Origin of the sequence: Halopseudomonas xinjiangensis, from assembly GCF_900104945.1 — a bacterium.
Taxonomy (GTDB): domain Bacteria; phylum Pseudomonadota; class Gammaproteobacteria; order Pseudomonadales; family Pseudomonadaceae; genus Halopseudomonas; species Halopseudomonas xinjiangensis.
Window position 1 is genome coordinate 1,223,804 of the sequence record NZ_LT629736.1, and the last position, 16,857, is coordinate 1,240,660.

14 protein-coding genes are annotated in these 16,857 nt (G+C 58.4%); 11 read left to right on the top strand and 3 right to left on the bottom strand.

Features of this window, described 5'->3' with window-relative positions:
- The first annotated feature begins 66 nt into the window (after positions 1-66).
- From BLT85_RS17025 to BLT85_RS05655, 8 genes are all read left to right on the top strand, one after another.
- Complete coding sequence (locus BLT85_RS17025) at positions 67-2,760, top strand: type I restriction-modification system subunit M (protein WP_093397430.1); 2,694 nt, start codon at positions 67-69, stop codon at positions 2,758-2,760.
- A complete protein-coding gene (locus tag BLT85_RS05625) occupies positions 2,757-4,061 on the top strand; it encodes a restriction endonuclease subunit S (RefSeq protein ID WP_231701545.1) in 1,305 nt (434 codons plus the stop codon). Before BLT85_RS17025 ends, BLT85_RS05625 begins: the two co-directional genes overlap by 4 nt.
- Positions 4,062-4,074: 13 nt before the next feature.
- Complete coding sequence (locus tag BLT85_RS05630) at positions 4,075-7,227, top strand: type I restriction endonuclease subunit R (protein WP_093392237.1); 3,153 nt, start codon at positions 4,075-4,077, stop codon at positions 7,225-7,227.
- 1 nt (position 7,228) lies between these two features.
- Complete coding sequence (locus BLT85_RS05635) at positions 7,229-7,903, top strand: M48 family metallopeptidase (RefSeq protein WP_093392238.1); 675 nt, start codon at positions 7,229-7,231, stop codon at positions 7,901-7,903.
- A 137-nt stretch (positions 7,904-8,040) separates the two neighbouring features.
- A complete protein-coding gene (locus BLT85_RS05640) occupies positions 8,041-9,093 on the top strand; it encodes a hypothetical protein (protein ID WP_093392239.1) in 1,053 nt (350 codons plus the stop codon).
- 163 nt (positions 9,094-9,256) lie between these two features.
- The gene (locus BLT85_RS05645) at positions 9,257-10,246 is read left to right on the top strand and encodes an ABC transporter substrate-binding protein (protein ID WP_093392240.1); all 990 of its coding nucleotides are present in this window, start codon (positions 9,257-9,259) and stop codon (positions 10,244-10,246) included.
- 87 nt (positions 10,247-10,333) lie between these two features.
- Positions 10,334-11,077 carry an ABC transporter ATP-binding protein gene (locus BLT85_RS05650; RefSeq protein ID WP_093397435.1) on the top strand — a complete coding sequence of 248 codons (744 nt, stop codon included), beginning with the start codon at positions 10,334-10,336 and terminating at the stop codon, positions 11,075-11,077.
- On the top strand, positions 11,074-11,847 hold the full coding sequence (locus tag BLT85_RS05655; RefSeq protein WP_093392241.1) for an ABC transporter permease: 774 nt from the start codon (positions 11,074-11,076) through the stop codon (positions 11,845-11,847). Before BLT85_RS05650 ends, BLT85_RS05655 begins: the two co-directional genes overlap by 4 nt.
- A 98-nt stretch (positions 11,848-11,945) precedes the next feature.
- Here BLT85_RS05655 and BLT85_RS05660 read toward each other — a convergent pair whose 3' ends face one another.
- From BLT85_RS05660 to BLT85_RS05670, 3 genes are all read right to left on the bottom strand, one after another.
- Positions 11,946-12,362, bottom strand: coding sequence for a PaaI family thioesterase (locus tag BLT85_RS05660; protein WP_172829813.1), 417 nt, complete (start codon positions 12,360-12,362; stop codon positions 11,946-11,948).
- Position 12,363: 1 nt separating this feature from the next.
- The gene (locus BLT85_RS05665; protein WP_093392242.1) at positions 12,364-12,798 is read right to left on the bottom strand and encodes a PaaI family thioesterase; all 435 of its coding nucleotides are present in this window, start codon (positions 12,796-12,798) and stop codon (positions 12,364-12,366) included.
- A gap of 92 nt (positions 12,799-12,890) precedes the next feature.
- A complete protein-coding gene (locus BLT85_RS05670; protein WP_093392243.1) occupies positions 12,891-13,475 on the bottom strand; it encodes a TetR/AcrR family transcriptional regulator in 585 nt (194 codons plus the stop codon).
- A gap of 183 nt (positions 13,476-13,658) precedes the next feature.
- On the opposite strand from BLT85_RS05670, the gene BLT85_RS05675 reads away from it, so the two are divergent.
- The 3 genes from BLT85_RS05675 to BLT85_RS05685 all read left to right on the top strand — a co-directional run bounded on the left by BLT85_RS05675 (position 13,659) and on the right by BLT85_RS05685 (position 16,744).
- Positions 13,659-15,536 carry a pyruvate kinase gene (locus BLT85_RS05675; RefSeq protein WP_093392244.1) on the top strand — a complete coding sequence of 626 codons (1,878 nt, stop codon included), beginning with the start codon at positions 13,659-13,661 and terminating at the stop codon, positions 15,534-15,536.
- Positions 15,537-15,647: 111 nt separating this feature from the next.
- Positions 15,648-16,049, top strand: coding sequence for an MbcA/ParS/Xre antitoxin family protein (locus tag BLT85_RS05680; RefSeq protein ID WP_093392245.1), 402 nt, complete (start codon positions 15,648-15,650; stop codon positions 16,047-16,049).
- Positions 16,049-16,744 carry an RES family NAD+ phosphorylase gene (locus BLT85_RS05685; RefSeq protein ID WP_093397441.1) on the top strand — a complete coding sequence of 232 codons (696 nt, stop codon included), beginning with the start codon at positions 16,049-16,051 and terminating at the stop codon, positions 16,742-16,744. The genes BLT85_RS05680 and BLT85_RS05685 overlap by 1 nt, the downstream gene beginning before the upstream one ends.
- Positions 16,745-16,857 lie beyond the last annotated feature (113 nt).

Below are 16,857 nucleotides of genomic sequence, written 5' to 3' on the forward strand. Positions count from 1 at the left end.
CGATGGACGTTTTGAACGCTAGCCGGGCAGACAACACGGCCAAAAATCCAGGAAAGTGAATTGTTCATGAAACAAGAAAAAATAACCCTCTCCCAGCTCGAAGGTTTCCTCTTCAAAGCCGCCGACATCCTGCGCGGCAAGATGGACGCCAGTGAGTTCAAGGAATTCATCTTCGGCATGCTGTTCATCAAGCGCCTGTCCGACGAGTTCGACCGCAAGCGCGCGGTGTTGCGTAATACAACCTACGTCCACCTAATGGGCCAGCCCGCGGTGCTGGAGGAGCTGCTCAATGACAAGACCTCCTACGGCGACACCTTCTTCGTGCCGCCTCGCGCCCGCTGGCATGAAAGCTGGTTCGACGAGGAGGGCAACGAGGTGCCGGCGCTTAAGCACCTAAAGCACGACATAGGCAGCATGCTTAACAAGGCCATTGCTGCGATCGAAGATGAGAACGACGCCCTGGCCGGGGTGCTGAAGAACAACATCGAATTCAACGCCGTCAAGGGTAAGACCAAGATCCCTGATCAGAAGTGGAAAGACCTGCTCGATCACTTCAACCAGCCCCAGTTCGTGCTGGTCAATGACAACTTCGAGTTCCCCGACCTGCTTGGTGCTGCCTACGAATACCTGATTAAGTATTTCGCCGACAGCGCGGGTAAGAAGGGCGGAGAGTTCTATACGCCCGCTGAGGTGGTGCGCCTGCTGGTGCAGCTCACTAAGCCCAAAGCCGGCAATACCGTATACGACCCCACCGCCGGCTCCGGCGGCTTTCTTATTCAGGCGCACCAGTATGTGGAAGAGCAGGGCCAGGACCCGAATGACCTCGCTCTCTACGGCCAGGACTCCAATGGTACGGTCTGGTCTATCTGTAATATGAACATGATTCTCCACAACATCACCCGCTTCACCATTGAACACGGGGATACGCTGGAAGACCCGCAGATTCTTGAGAAAAACCAGCCGCGCAAGTTCGACTGTGTGCTCGCCAACCCACCGTTCTCGCAGAACTACAGCCGCGCCACTATGAGCTTCACCAACCGCTTCCGCGAGTTCTGTCCGGAAACCGGCAAGAAGGCTGACCTCATGTTCATGCAGCACATGATCGCCAGCCTTAAGCCCGAGGGGCACATGGCCACCGTCATGCCCCACGGCGTGCTGTTCCGCGGCGGTAAGGAAAAACTCATTCGCGAGTTACTGATCGAAGACGATTATCTAGAGGCCATCATCAGCCTGCCGCCCGGCCTGTTCTACGGCACCGGCATTCCCGCCTGTGTGCTTGTGGTCAACAAAAGCAAGCCCGACGCGCTACGCAACCAGGTGCTGTTCATCAACGCCGATCGCGAATACGCCGAGGGCAAGAACCAGAACAAGCTCCGGCCCGAAGACATCGAGAAGATCGACCACGTTTTCACCCACAAGCTGACCATCGATAAATACAGCCGTCTGGTGGACAAGGAGGAGATCGTCAAGCGGCACGACTACAACCTCAATATTCGCCGCTACGTGGACAACACCCCCGCCCCTGAACCGGAAGACCTGCAGGCTCACCTCATCGGCGGCATTCCCGAGAGCGAGGTCGCAGCCAAACGGTCCGAGTTCGACAAGTTTGGCGTGCAACCCGACACCCTGTTCGAACCTCTGCGCCCGGGCTACCTGGCCTTCCGTCCCGCGTTGGACACCAAGCCTGCTATCAAGGCGATACTGGAGTCGGACGAGAACCTTCAAGCAAGGGTCGCTGGGCATCACGCCGCACTGGAGCAATGGTGGCAGGTGGCACGAGGCGACTTCTCCCAACTAAGGGAAGGGCGCAAGCTGCCCGACGTGCGCAGCGAACTGCTCACCACGCTCAAGCACAAACTCCAGCCCCTGGGTGTGCTGGATGAATTCAAGAGCGCAGGCGTATTCGTTAACTGGTGGCAAGTCATCCGTTATGACCTGAAGACTGTCGTCTCCACTGGCTGGCACCACACCCTGATCCCGGACAGCTACCTCATCGCCGAGTACTTCCAAAAAGAGGCCAGCGAGATCGAGGTATTGGAGGGCAATATCAACGAGGCCCAGGGCGCGCTGGCCGAGGCAGTCGAAGCCGCCGCCGAAGCCTCCAATTACGAGCCGGAAGAGGCCGAAGGCGAAGAAGGCGAGGGCAAGCTCACAGCTGCGGTCATCAAGAAATATCTTAAGGCACTGATTGACGACCTCGCCGATGCCAGAACCGACTCCGCAAGAAAGGAGCGCGAGCGGTACGACAACCTACGCGACGGTATCAGCGCCGTTGAAAAGCGCATCAAGGAATTCAAGGATCGATTCAAGATCAAGCAGGGCGAGCTGCAGCAGAAGCTGCAGCTAAAACGTATTGGTGGAGAAGAGGTAAAGGCTGAAACCAGGACGATTATCGCCCATGCCAAGGGTGTTATTCAGACTTTGAACCCTGAAGTAAAGGACCAGAAGAAAAAGCTTATTGCCCTGCAGAGGGACCTCGCCGCGCTGGAGATGCGACTCGCCCGTGTCGACGGCCTGCTCGCTGCCATCGGCGGCCAGTTGAGCGAGGCGGACGCCAAACGCCTGGTCCTGAAAAAACTTCACGATAACGCTAATGAAGAACTGCTGCGCTATCTGAATGCTGAAAAACGCGCGCTGCTCGGCACCGTCGTTAACCTGTGGGACAAGTACCAGGTGTCGAGTCGCCAGCTTGAACGCGCACGCAGAGAGACCTTGGAAGCTCTCAATGGGTTCCTTAAGGGATTGGGGTATTTGGAATGACGCCTTCACTCACTCTCAGAGATTTTGGGGAATGCCTACTCGGTCTTGGTCGTGGGCAAAGTCCAACTTACGTCGAAGGTGAATCGCCAATTCATGCGATCAATCAAAAATGCGTTAGAAATGGAATCGTTGATGCCGCTTATTCGCGTGCACATGACCCGTTGGCCTTTGTTAAAGAATTTGCCGTGCTTCAGAATGGGGATGTCTGTATCAATAGCACCGGCACCGGCACGATAGGACGGGTTGGGCTTTGGGCGAAATCTCCGAGCGAGGTGGATCGCTTTTTCGCTGACTCACACGTGACAATCGCCAGACCAAATACTGCAGTTGTCAATCCGCGCTATTTGACTGCTTTGCTCCAAAGTCCGGCCGTCCAGACAGCGATGGAAACGTATTGCTTTTCTGGCAGCACAAACCAGGTCGAGTTAAATAAGAGTGCCTTGTCGTATCTGACGCTATCTCTGCTCTCCCGTGATGAGCAGGACGTAGTGGCTGAGGTCATTGCAGGCATGGACCGCGCCATCGAGCAAACCGAGGCGCTGATCGCCAAGCAGCAGCGCATCAAAACCGGCCTGATGCAGGACCTGCTCACCAATGGCATCGACGAGTACGGCAACATCCGCTCCGAAGCCACCCACGCCTTCAAGGATTCCCCGCTGGGAAGGATCCCGGTGGAGTGGGAGGTGCAGCAGCTTAATGCAGTTGCAAAGCAGCTTACTAGTGGTTCAAGAGGGTGGGCGCGCTACTACAGTAGCGAGGGAGCTATTTTCCTCCGAATCGGGAATTTAACCCGAGAGCACATTAACCTCCGTCTTGACGACCTGGTTTTTGTTCAGGTGCCAGGTTTGTCCGAGGGGAAACGGACCTCGGTCTGTGAAGGCGACCTCCTTATATCGATAACTGCTGATCTCGGAATCATCGGAGTTATTCCAGCAGATTTCGGCGAAGCCTACGTTAATCAGCATATCGCATTGGTGCGTTTGGACCGCGATGCGGTTAATCCGCGATTCGTTGGCCACCTTCTTAACGGGTTTATCGGTCGATCACAGATCGACAAACTGAATGAATCAGGCGCAAAGGCTGGGTTAAATCTACCAACAGTCGGTAAGCTGCTTATCGTCGTCCCGAAGGTTGACGAGCAAGAGCGTGTTGCTGAGTTACTGGATGCGACTGACAGACAGGTTGAACGTGACGGTGCTTATTTGAAGAAGCTTACTCGTCAGAAGGCTGGCCTTACGCACGACCTTCTCACCGGCGAACGCCGCGTCATCTCGCTTTTTGCACAATCCGCTGCACAATAACAAGGACTGCCGTATGGCCTACCAGGATAAGACACCCGTCCATATTTGCATCGACGAACGCAACCACGTCGAGAAACCGCTGCTCGATCAGCTGGAGGAACTGGGCTGGGAGGTCATGGATCTGGAGATGAAGCAGGAGCCGGGCCAAAGCTTTCGCGAAAACTTTACCGAGGTGGTGCTAGGGCCAGTGCTGCGCGAGCAGTTGAAGGTGATCAACCCCTGGCTGGAGGACGACCAGGTGGAGGAGGTCGCTAGGCGCCTCACTGCTGGCTTCTCCGGCAACAACCTGCTGGAAAACAACCGCCATGTGCTCAGCCTGCTGCTGGAAAACACCAGCGTCGCGGAGAACCGCCAGACTGGCGAAAAAAGTCCGACGGTGCGCTACATCGACTTTGCGACCGTGACCAACAATCGCTTTATTGCCATCTGCCAGTTCAAGGTGCGCATCCTCGGCACCGAGCACCATATCGTGCCGGACATCGTGCTGTTCCTGAACGGGCTGCCGGTGGTGGTGATCGAGTGCAAGTCCCCCAAGGTTAAGGAACCGATTCCTGAGGCTATCGATCAGATGCTGCGCTATAGCGAACAGCGCGGAGCAAAGGGGGAGGGCAGCGCGCCACTGTTCTACTTCAATCAATTCGTGGTGGCCACCTGCCGCAACCAGGCTAAGTTCGGCACCATCACCACCCACATTGAAAAGCATTTCTATCGCTGGTCTGATCCCTGGCCGCGCACGGTGGAGGACCTCGCTCACGGCGGTAGCAGTCCCAACGACCAGCAGCGTTTAGTGGCAGGGATGCTAGATCGGCAGAACCTGCTGGACGTCATCCGCACCTTCACCATTTTCTCGGAATCGGACAAGGGCGAGTTGATCAAGGTTGTCGGGCGTTACCAGCAGTTCCGTGCAGTGAAGTTGGCGGTACAACGCCTGCTGACCGGTAAGACCCCGAGAGCGCGCAGCGGTATCGTCTGGCACACCCAGGGGTCTGGCAAGTCGCTGACCATGATGTTTATGGTGCGCGAGATGTACCGCCACGCTCAGCTCTCAAAATGGAAGGTAGTGTTCGTTACCGATCGCACGCAACTGGAACAGCAACTCGGAGAGACTGGCGGCAGTATCGGCTTTACCGTAAAGGTGGCGGACAGCATCGCCAAACTGAAGGACCTACTTCGCAGCGACTCCTCTGACCTAGTGATGGCGATGATCCACAAGTTCCGCGAGACGGATTTGTCGGAATTCTTTCCAGAGTTGAATAGCAGCGCGAACATCCTAGTGATGACCGATGAGGCGCACCGTTCACAATACTCTTTGCTCGGCGCGAATCTGGACAGGGCTATCCCTAACTCGGCGCGCATTGGCTACACCGGCACCCCCATCGACAAGACCGAAACGGTGTTCGGCGACTATATCGACAAGTACACCATGCGCCAGGCCATTGAAGACGGCGTGACGCTGGAGATCGTCTACGAAGGGCGCACCCACAACGCTGAGTTGGCAGACCAGGCTGGCATGGACAGCGTATTCGCTGACGTATTCAGTGAATACATCCTGGAGCAGCGGCTGGAGATCCTTGGTTACGGTTCCCGCGACGCCTATCTGGAAGCAAAGTCCACCATCGTGGCCAAGGCCGAGGATATGGTGGCGCACTATCTGGAGCACGTGTTTCCCAACGGTTTCAAGGCCCAGGTAGTGGCCACCTCGCGTGAGGCGGCGGTGCGCTACAAGGAAGCGCTGGATGCGGCTTTGGCCGCGGCCATCGAGAAGTTGGAGCAGGCCAATCCGCTCAACCTTGACCGAGAAAGATTGAAAAAACTCAAAACAGACGTGGTGATCTCCGGTAGTCACAACGACCTGCCCCACATCAAGGCCTACACCGACAGTTCTCGCCACCAGCGCACCATCAAAAGCTTCAAGTTGCCCTTCGACGGCAGTGACGAAGGCGTGACCGGCGAGATCGGCATCGTGATTGTTAATAACATGCTGCTGACTGGCTTCGATGCACCCATCGAGCAGGTCATGTATCTGGACAAGGTGATTGTTGCCCATAACCTGCTGCAGGCCATTGCCCGGGTGAATCGGGTGGGCGGACTAGGCAAGGAGAAAGGCTTCATCGTCGATTATGTGGGCGTTGGTCATCACCTCAAGAAAGCCATCGATAACTATGACGAACGCGAGCAGAAGGAAGTGCTCGACTGCCTGAGCTTCCCCGAGGATGAACTGCGCGCCCTGCATGCCGACTACAAAGCCATCATGGATCTGCTGGAAAAGTACGGCCTGACCGACTTCAACGACCACGATGCCTTCTTTGACCTTTTCTACGACGAGGATGTGCGCTTTGAATTCATGCTGGCCTACAAGAAGCTGACCCGCAGCCTCGACTTGGTTTTCCCAGCCAAGGAAGCGCTGGGGTACCTGAAAACTTACAACGCGCTTACTGAGATTAATGTGCTGGCCGGCCGCCACCTGAACGACCAGCGCCTGAGCATGAAGGGTATTCCGCCCAAGTTGCGAGCGATCACCGATGAATATCTGGCTTCGAAAGGCATTGATCAGAAGGTAAAGCCGATTTCGATCCTCGACGAGGACTTCGAGAGCCAGGTTGGCAAACGTAAGCGGGCCAAGACCAAGGCCGCCGAGGTGGAGCACGCCATCCGTCACCATCTGGACATAGAACTGGACGACGACCCGGAGCTGCAGGCTTCTTTTTCCGTCGCGCTCGCGGAGATCCTGCAAGAATTCGCCAACAACTGGCAGAAAATCTACGAAGAGCTGGAGAAGCTTCGCAAACATATCATCGACGCCGCCAACGAGCCGACGTACGGCCTGCACAAGAAAAAGCAGATGCCGTTCTTTCGTATGTTCCAGGCCGAACTGGGTACTTCCTTGGAGCAACATCCTAGCTATGCAGGCAAACCGGAGGAGCGTATTGCCGTGCTGATCGATCTGACCCAACAGGTCTACTTGGTGATTGAGCGCGAGTTGAAACTGGCAAGCTTCTGGGAAAGTGTGCCAGCGCGTAACAAGCTTAAGGCGGAGATTCAGCAGATTTTGCTGTCGGAGTCCTTTGCTTCCTTGCCAGGGGTAGTCCCCCTTCGTCACCAGATCATTTCGCGTGTGATGGAAATCGCCGAGAAGAACAACGACCGAATTTTGTACGCGAGTTGATATGGAACTGGCCTATAAGGTTGTCTACTCAAAGCGCAAGAGCTTAACCATCTCGGTCGAGCGTGACCGCTCTATCGTAGTGAAGGCCCCGGAAGGCACAACGCTAGAAAAGATTCATCGGGTCGTGGAATCGCGCAAGCTGTGGCTTTACGAAAAGACCCGCCATGCGCAGAAATACAGCCCGCTTCCGCATCCGCCAGGTAAGGAGCTGGTGTCCGGAGAATCCCTGCCCTACTTGGGACGGCATTACCGCATTGAGTTGGTGGCAGGCGATGGCGGGATCCGCTTCGAGCAGAAATTCCTGGTACCGCAGGCGTTAGCGGGCAAGTCAGCGGCATTCCGGAATTGGTTCGTGGCGCGCGCCGAGGAGAAAATACTGCCGCGCGTGAAGATGTACGCCAACAGCCTCGGGGTCACTTACAAGGAAGCCAAAGTCGGGGACGGCAAATACCGCTGGGGTTCGTGCACACCGAACGACAACGTGATCTTCAACTGGCGCTTGATCAAGGCGCCTATGTTCGTGATCGACTATGTAGTAGTGCACGAGCTGGCCCACCTTATCGAACCTAACCACACGCCCCGTTTCTGGAACATCGTGAACGCACAGGCGCCAACAATGGATAAAGCCAAGGCTTGGCTACAGAAGCATGGCGCTCTGCTGGAGCAGGATATTTGACAGTGCCGCGGTAGCGGGATGATTCCTTTCTCGTTTCGTAAGTGAAGCGTGGGAGCAGGGCTCATGCTTCGCCCAGGATACCCGACTCGCTAGGCTTGCGGCTATGATCCGCTCACGCACATTCGCAAGGAAGCCCGATGCAGAAATGGACTGACCGCCCGTCAAACAAAGATCCGATTGATGCGGTGCTTGACTCGTCAGAAGCGCTGATTCGGCGGCATGCATCTTTGCTGAGCAAAGCCGTGCCTCCGGTGGTTGGCTTTGCCATCTTCCTTCTATATTTCTACCGCAACCAGTTTTACCCAAGTTTTGATCTGTTCCAGTTTTCATCGTTGCTACTGGCCGCAGCGTGCATCGGCTTCGCAGTCGTGGGCTTGGTCGTTATGACGATGTTCGCTCCCGGGTCGCTGCTCTTTCACCTTTTCATCAACAGCAAGGCAATCAAGGAAGAGCTTCAGTACGCCATGCCTTACGCGGAAGAGAAGCGCGGCGGTACGGTTTTGCAGTTGATTGGGCTGGCTTATTTCGGTCCGTTTTGCTTGTGCGGCCTAGCCGTGTTGGCGATGGTCTTGTTCGGCTATGCCAGCTTCACCATGGCGGCGTTTATCGTACCGGCGATCGTAGGGTTACTTTTCGGCTGCTTTCTGCAATGGCGCTTCGATCTTCCTCGTTACAGCTTTTTCAGCTTCGCTTGGATCGCTTATCTTGCGCAGCTCTTATTCGTGCTCCTGCTGATAGCTGTGCTGCGCAACGGCGCTCCTTTCCTAGATGGGCTTGACGCTACCTGGCAGTATCCCATCGTCTTAACGATCCCGATCAGCCTCGCGGTGTTGGTGACGATCTGCTCGATGGCGCACTTTGGGGGTTGGAGCGCCGCGATGCATTTCAGCCTGTTCTTCGGAATTCTTGCCGTCGCCTATAGCGGCGGCTTGACGACGCTTCCTGAGCAGGCGGTCCGGAGCTTAGGCCTTGGCGCCTATGAAGCAGAAATGGTCACCCTCGATCCGGCCTTTTGCGACCGTGACATGAGCAATTTAGGGATTAGCGAAGACTGCACGTTGCGGAACGTACATGTGGTGTGGTCCTTCGGGGACGCGATCATTCTGCGCCCAGAGCTAGAGCCCCTGAGGCACGTGCAGATTCCAACGAAGTTTGTTCGGTCGATTGTCCGTTCAGCCTCTGGCGATTAGTAACTGAGCTAGCGGCTGCCTGCTTTCCAATCAGTTCATAGGAGCGCAGGCTGGGGGCGCAGATGACCCCAACAAGCACAACCCCACCCCATCCTGTAAACTCCCCGAACTAATTCTCATCCAGGCAATCGGTTGTATGCCGTCTTTCAGAAAGGGGTAGGTCATGAAAGCAAAGCTATGGTTGGTGCCGGCATTGTTGCTGGTGAGCGCATTTGCGCAGGCGCAGGAGACGTTGAAGGTCGGGTTCATTCGTGTGATGGACGATGCGCAGGTAATGGTCGCCAAGGAGGCGGGCCTGTATGAAAAGCACGGGCTGAACGTGGAGCTTGTGGAATTCAGCTCGGGTACCGACTTGATCAAGGCGATCGTCGGCGGGCAGCTGGATACCGGCGTGCTGGGTTTCAGCAATGCCGTGGCCTGGGCCTCGAAGGGCGCGAATCTGAAAGTGGTTGGCGGCGCGCAGCGCGGTTATCACTCGATTCTGGCGCGTGAAGACAGCGGGATCAACACCTTGGCCGACCTGAAGGGCAAGACGCTCGCTTCGCAGCGCGAAGGCAGTACCGCCGATTCGGTACTGCGCGGCGTCACGCTGAAGAGCGCCGAGCTTGAGCCGGGCGACCTGAACATCATGGGCGTGAGCCCGGCGGTGGCGGTGCAGTCGCTGGTTTCCGGTCGGGTGGACGCAGCGTTCCTGTTCGAACCCTATGACCGCATTGCGCAGCTGGTCGCGCCGGTCAAGCAGATCTACGAGATCGGCGAAGTATGGCCGTTCCCCTGCATGGTGGTGATCACCGCCGGCGAGACGCTGGACAAGCGCAAGGAAGCCATCTGGAGTTCGCTCGATGCTCAGCGCGAAGCGATCGACATGCTGGAGAATAAGCCGGCGCAGGCTGCCGAGCTCATCGCTAGCTATTTCATCGCCGAGCCGACGCTGAAGACGCTCAACCGTGGCGAAGTGCCGCGTGAGAAGGTGATCGAAGAGGCCATTAGCACCCAGGACTTCGATGCCGGTCTGAGCGAGCAGGACCTGAGCCGCATCCAGGAGCTGGCGGATATTATGCAGGAGCAGGGTTCGTTGACGACCCGTGACGGCAAGCCGTTCGACACCCAGTCGATCCTTGATCTCTCCTGGCAGCAGGCGCGCGACCTCTAAGCCTGTTCGACCCTTGATCCGCGCCCGGCCTTAGTGCCGGGCGCCTTTCGATCCGCTGGCCGGATCGTTCACATGAGTTACACCGTCATGCAATTGAAGTTCGAAGACGTCAAAAAGCGCTTCGGCAGCCTGGAAGTGATCAAGCACTTCAATGCCGAAGTCGCCGAAGGCGAGTTGGTCGCGCTGGTCGGTCCGTCCGGCTGCGGCAAATCCACCATCCTGCATCTGGCCGCCGGGCTGGAAAAGCCCAGCGAGGGCAGGGTGCTGGCCGATGGCAAGCTGATCACTGCACCCAATCCGCAACGCACTTTGGTGTTCCAGGAGCACGCGCTGTATCCGTGGCTGACGCTGCAAGCCAACGTGGCCATGGCGCTGGAGCTTCAGGGAGTGGGCAAGAAGAAATCCTACTCCGAAGCCGAAGGCTGGCTGGAGCGGGTCAACCTGAAGGGCTTTGAGCATTACTACCCGCATCAGGTCTCCGGCGGCATGCGTCAGCGCACGGCGCTGGCCAGGGCATTCATGGTCAAGCCGGAGATTCTGCTGCTGGACGAGCCCTTCGGTGCGCTCGATGCGCTGACGCGTATGTCGCTGCAAGATGTGCTGCATGAGCTGATCGAGGAGCACAAGCCGTCGGTAATGCTGGTAACCCATGATGTGGACGAGGCGCTGTACCTGGCCGACCGCATTTTGGTATTCGGCCCGCGGCCGACACATGTACTCAAGGAGTTCAGTTTCGAGCATTGCGAACGCAGCCATGACTTGTCTGGCGTGGCGCAGCAGCGCAAGGAGATTCTGCAGTTGCTCGGAATCAAGACGGAGGTACGCGCATGAGCCAGGGACGTCGTTTGACCGGGCCCAAGAAGTACTTGGCCGTGGTGCTGGCGGTCGGTTTCATTTTGCTGATCTGGCAATCCGCGGCCTGGAGCCTGCCGGACTTTTTGATGCCGGACATTCCGGTGGTGTTCGCACGGTTGTTCCAGTCAGTACAGGAACAGGAATTTCTCGACGGGCTGATGGGCAGCATGAGTCGCCTGGGTACCGGTTACGGCTTTGCCATGCTGTTCGGTATCGGCTTTGGTCTGGTTGGTGGAGTGTTGTTCTTTTTCCGCGAAACGCTGCGTACGGCGATCATCATTTTGCAGTCGATTCCATCGATCGCCTGGGTGCCGCTGTTTCTGATCGTGATGGGTTTTGGCAACTTGCCGATCATCGTGGTGGTGGCGCTTGGGGCGTTCTTCCCGATGGCGCTTTCGGTCATGAACGCGACCGAAAGCGTGCAGCCGGTGCATGTGTCGGCGGCCCGGGTGATGGGTGCGTCGCGTTGGCAGTTGCTCAAGCGCGTGTACCTGCCGGCGGTGATGCCGGAGCTGATCACCGGTGCGCAGTTGGCCTTCGGTAATGCCTGGCGGGCGTTGATTTCAGCGGAGATGCTGGTTGGCTTTGGCCAGGGTCTGGGGCGGTCGCTGGCGTATTCAGGTGAGATCGCCGACATGGTCGGGGTGATGATGAACATCCTGGTGATCGCCATTCTTGCGACGCTGATCGATCAGGTGATCCTGGAGAAGTTCAAGCAGCGGGTGTTGCGCTATCAGTATGTGTGAGGGGTTTACGTAGGGGGATGGCCGAAGCCATCCACCGGGCGGGCTTTGGGGAGACACGGCATTTGGTATCGGTGGATAACGCTTTGCGGTTATCCACCCTACGGTTGGACGGGGACCAATAAGGTGTCGCCGGTGGCGACGAGTTTTTCCTCTCCGTCTTGGGTGGCGTATAGCTCGGCGGTGGTGAAGATCTGTTGCCGGCCGGGTTTGGTTACCTTGGCGACCACTCGGAATCTGTCGCCCACCGCCGGGCGCAAGCAGCGCACGGTGAATTGCGAAGCCAGCACACGGCCGCTCAGCGTTGCGGCGGCGAATCCGCAGGCGGTGTCGATCAATGCGCCCTGAACCCCGGCGTGCAAAAAGCCGCTGTACTGGCCCATCTCTTTCTTCCACTTCATTCTCAGTTCGACCTCACCCGGGGCGGCCGTAATCACCTCGAGCCCCAGCCAGCTGTTGAACTCGGCAAGGCGCGAGATGCCGCGCAGGCGTTCGAGCAGTTCGTTGTTGTCCGTCATCTCAGGCAGCTCCCTGGCTGGTCTTGATCTGCACCTTGAACACCGCCTTGGCGGTGGCGCAGAGCTCGTCGTTGGAATAGATCTTCGCTTCGGCAAAACACAGCGAGCGGCCCAGTCGAGTGGGCGTGGCGCGCACTTCGATCCAGTGGCCCTTGTGTGCCGTGCCGATGTAATCCGTGTTCAGGCTGATGGTGACCAGCCCGCCGACGTTGTCGATCAACCGGGCGCAGCTCAGGCCCATGGCATTGTCTGCCAGTGCGGAAAGCAGCCCGCCATGGACGAAGCCGCGACTGTTGACGTGGGGCTCGTCAGCAAAGAGGCCGAGACTGAACGTCTCCTCGGCGGTGGCGGCGTAGATCGGCTCCCAGGGGTCGGTCAGTCCGCTGCGCCGGGTATGGCGGGCAAAGCCTGCGGGTGGGGTAAATGCGGTGTCCATGCTGCGCTCCAGTTGAGATGATTGTCATGTAGACCAGTCACTATAATCTAGGCGTATTCGAATTTATTGCAAGCGAAATGGAGTGACAGGGGTTAGGGGTGTTTCGAACGAGCGCGCATCAGTCCGGCGACTTCTTCGGCCGATTCGATGATCGACGTGCTGCTCTGTTCGACGCGCGCTTGAATCAGCGAGCCTTCCAGCGTGGCGATGCTCAGCCTGGCGAGCCGGCGGGCGTCGTCCGGTTTGGCGCCGTCGGCCAGGAGGGCTTGTTCGAAGATGTCGCTCCAGGCCGCAAAGCCTGCTTGGGCTGCTGAAGTCAGGCCGGATGCGCGGGGGACGGTCTCCAGTATGGTCGTGGCCATCGGGCAGCCGTCCTGATATGCGGAGGCGGCCAGCCACTCGGCCAGCAGGTTGGCGAACGCCATCAATAGCGCCGGGGCAGTGGCATGCTCGGCACGCAAACCGGTCAGCGTGTCGGTAGCCTGCTGCGCGGCATAGCGCAGCGCTTCTTCGCCGAGCTGTTCTTTGCCGTTTGGGAAGTAGTGGTACAGCGAGCCCTTTGGCGCTTTGCTGACGGCGAGAATGTCGTTCAGGCCGGTGCGCGCATAGCCCTGCTGGCGAAACAGCCTGGCTGCTGCGCGAACGATGTTAAGGCGATGCTGAGATGCCGCAGGCATTGGCTTTCGTCCTGTTCTGGGTGCCTATAGGCGGTGCTTGAAGTTTACAGGCAAACCGCGCCTGAGCCAGAGCATAGAGCAAGCCCAGTACAGCGCCTTTCATCAGCTTACCGAAACCGCGGCGAGCTCGGCTGGTCTCTGAACTGCCTGCTCCGGCGAGGAGCGCTGACCCTAGAGCCAGCCATGCCCCGTGCGAACGACCGTGCTTCAATCAATGACCCAAAACGCGCTGACGATGCCAAGTCTGTGTTGCGCAAATTGCTCGATATTCAGGAACAGATGCAGGCCGGCGACTGTGCACGATTGCCGGATGGATTGCCGATAGACCGGTCGTACGAGGAGAGCGCGATCAACCTGCTGGGCTACCTCTGTCTGCGCCGGCACGAGCTGCGGCCGCTGCAGGCCCAGTTAACCGGGCTCGGCGTGTCATCTTTGGCCGGTTGCGAGGCGCATGCTCTGAGCGCGGTCAGCAAGGTGATTGCCTCCTTGTGCAGCCTGACCGGCGAAGCCCCCCCAAATCGCCAGGTTGCCGAGGTTGATCTCGCGCGCGGCCGGCAGTTGCTCACGAGCCATACCGAAGTCTTGTTGGGTGCTGTGCCCGCGGAGCGCCCAGTAAGAATCATGGTGACCTTGCCGGACCAAGCCGCAGACGATCCGATCATGGTTCGAGATTTTCTCCAGCAGGGCATGGACTGCGCGCGCATCAATTGTGCTCATGGCGACCCCGAGCGCTGGCGCCGGATGGCCGAACACGTTCGAAGTGGCTCCAAAGAGCTTGGCCGCGCCTGCAAGGTGGTGATGGACTTGGCCGGTCCCAAGCTACGAACCGGCCCGATCGATTCAGGACCGTCGGTGCTGAAGGTCAAGCCGGAACGCGACAAGTACGGAAGAGTTACGGAACCGGCCCGGTTCTGGCTGGCATCGGACCAGTCCGGGGTCGATGACGCCGAGCAGTCCACCTGGGTCGAGTTGCCGGACGCGTGGCTCAGCGAGCTGGCCTGCGGCGATAAACTACGTTTACGCGACGCGCGCGGATCGAAACGATCGCTGAAGGTGGTCGACAGCAACGCCAACGGTTGTTGGGTCGAGCTGCACAAAACCGCGTACTTCACGCCCCGCATCAAGATCAAAGCCAAAGGCAAAAAAGGCTCATGCGCAAAGGTTCTACGCGTACCTCCGCAGGAGCCCTATCTCGAACTGCAGCAGGGCGAAACCTTGCTGCTTACGCGAGACGGGGTAGGGCGCGCGGCTCAGTTTGACGATAGCGGGAAGGTCACCACGCCCGCCTCCATCCCGTGCGACGTACCGGAGCTTTTTCGTGATGCACAACCCGGGCAGCCAATCTGGTTTGACGATGGAAAGATCGGTGGCCGCATTGCAGCGGTTGCTGACGACCAGCTGGAAATCAGCATTGATCACGTCTCAGGTTCCGGTGGCCGCACCAAGCTGCGCAGCGAAAAGGGTATCAACGTGCCGGAAACGGATCTGCAGCTTGCAGCGCTGATCGAAAACGATCTCGAGGCAATGCGGGTCGCGGTCACTTGCGCTGACGTGATCGAGCTGTCGTTTGCCAATACGGTGGACGATGTCCAGGCTCTGGCAGCTGAGCTGAAAAAGCTGGGCGCGGAAGATATCGGCGTCATCCTCAAAATCGAGACGCGCAAGGGCTTCGAAAACCTGCCTTCAATGCTGCTGACCGGCATGCATTTTCCGCGCTTCGGGGTGATGATCGCCCGCGGCGATCTGGCTGTGGAGACGGGCTTTGAACGCCTGGCAGAAGTGCAGGAGGAAATTTTGTGCCTGTGCGAAGCGGCGCATGTTCCGGTGGTATGGGCAACTCAGGTGCTGGAAACGCTGGCCAAGAAGGGTTCGCCGTCCCGTGCGGAGATCACCGATGCGGCCATGGGCGTGCGGGCCGAATGCGTCATGCTCAACAAGGGGCCGCATATTCTGCAAGCGATCCGCACTCTGGATGATCTGCTCCGGCGTATGCAGGCACACCAACACAAGAACCGCGGGCTCATGCGGAGACTGAACGTGGCCAAGGAGCCGTTCGACTGACCCAACGCTAAGGTTCACGAGCAACGCCGAACGATATCGGGGAGCGTTGTGCTTGCAGATACTATCAATAAGCTATAGTGTCTGTAGGTACAGCGTTACACGAGGTCAACCATGCTCAGCTCCCTAGCTGCCCCGGAAATCAAATCCACTGCCGCCGCCGGCTTGCGCACCGCCGTGACCATCCTGGACAAGTGGGGCGCCACTGGCGAACAGGGCGAGGCGATTCTTCGTGTGTCGCACAGCACCTATGCACGGGCCAAGCGCAAGGACGGCCTGCAGTCGATCAATCTGGATCGCGATCAGCTCACCCGGGTGAGTTTCGTGCTCAACATGCATGCGGCGCTCCGCGTGGTGTTCGACAACCCGGAGAATCTCTACGGCTTCATGCGCATGCCCAACCACAACGCATTCTTCTACGGGCGCTCACCGCTCGAGGTGATGGGCAGCGGCGATTTCGTTGCGGTGTACGAGACCTTCCGGCGCATCGATGCGCTGCGGAGCAGCCAGTGGTAATAGCCGCGGAGCTGCCGGTTCTACCCGCCGGGCAGGTTCTCACGCATCGGCTGGTCAATTCGAAGTTTCCGCCAATCGCCATCTTCGATGACGTCGCCAGCGCTGAGGAGTTCGAGGATCTGTTCGCCATCCAGGCGCTGACCAATCCGCGGCTATCGAACCAGACCGGCCGGCTGGAGTTGATCCCGCGTGCGGATATCCCCTTCGGCATCCCCGGCTGTTCCTACGCTACGGCGCCCTTTACGCACGTGAACCCGGACGGCTCGCGCTTCAGCGATGGCTCCTTCGGCGTGCTTTATCTTGCCGACTGCATCGAGACGGCAATCGCCGAGGTACGACATCACCAGCAGGCCTATTGGTCGCAGGTGGAGGGGCTGCGCTACGAGCGCTTCACCTTCCGCGGGCTGGCGGCGCGGTTCGATGAGGCCGGCGCGCTGGATGCGCTGTCCGTGTCGCGCAACGATCTGATTTATTCGCCAGACGATTACAGCGCCTCGCGCCAGCTTGGCCGCGATACGTTGAATGCCGGGGCGACTGGCATTCGCTATCACTCGGTGCGCCAGCCCGGTGGTGTCTGCTGGGGGTTGCTGACGCCGAGGCAGGTGGTGTCCGTGAAGCAGACGTCGCATTACGAGATGATCTGGAGCGGGGAGATTGCGGCGGTGCACAAGTTGTCGCGTGATTTGGCGCGATGAGTGCGTGCGGTTTGGCTGATGCAGGTCGCGGGACCGAACGCCGGATTGCGGCGAGGACGCCGCTCCCTCGAACTATTGTAGGAGCGGACCCGGCCGCGAAGGGTCCTGTACGC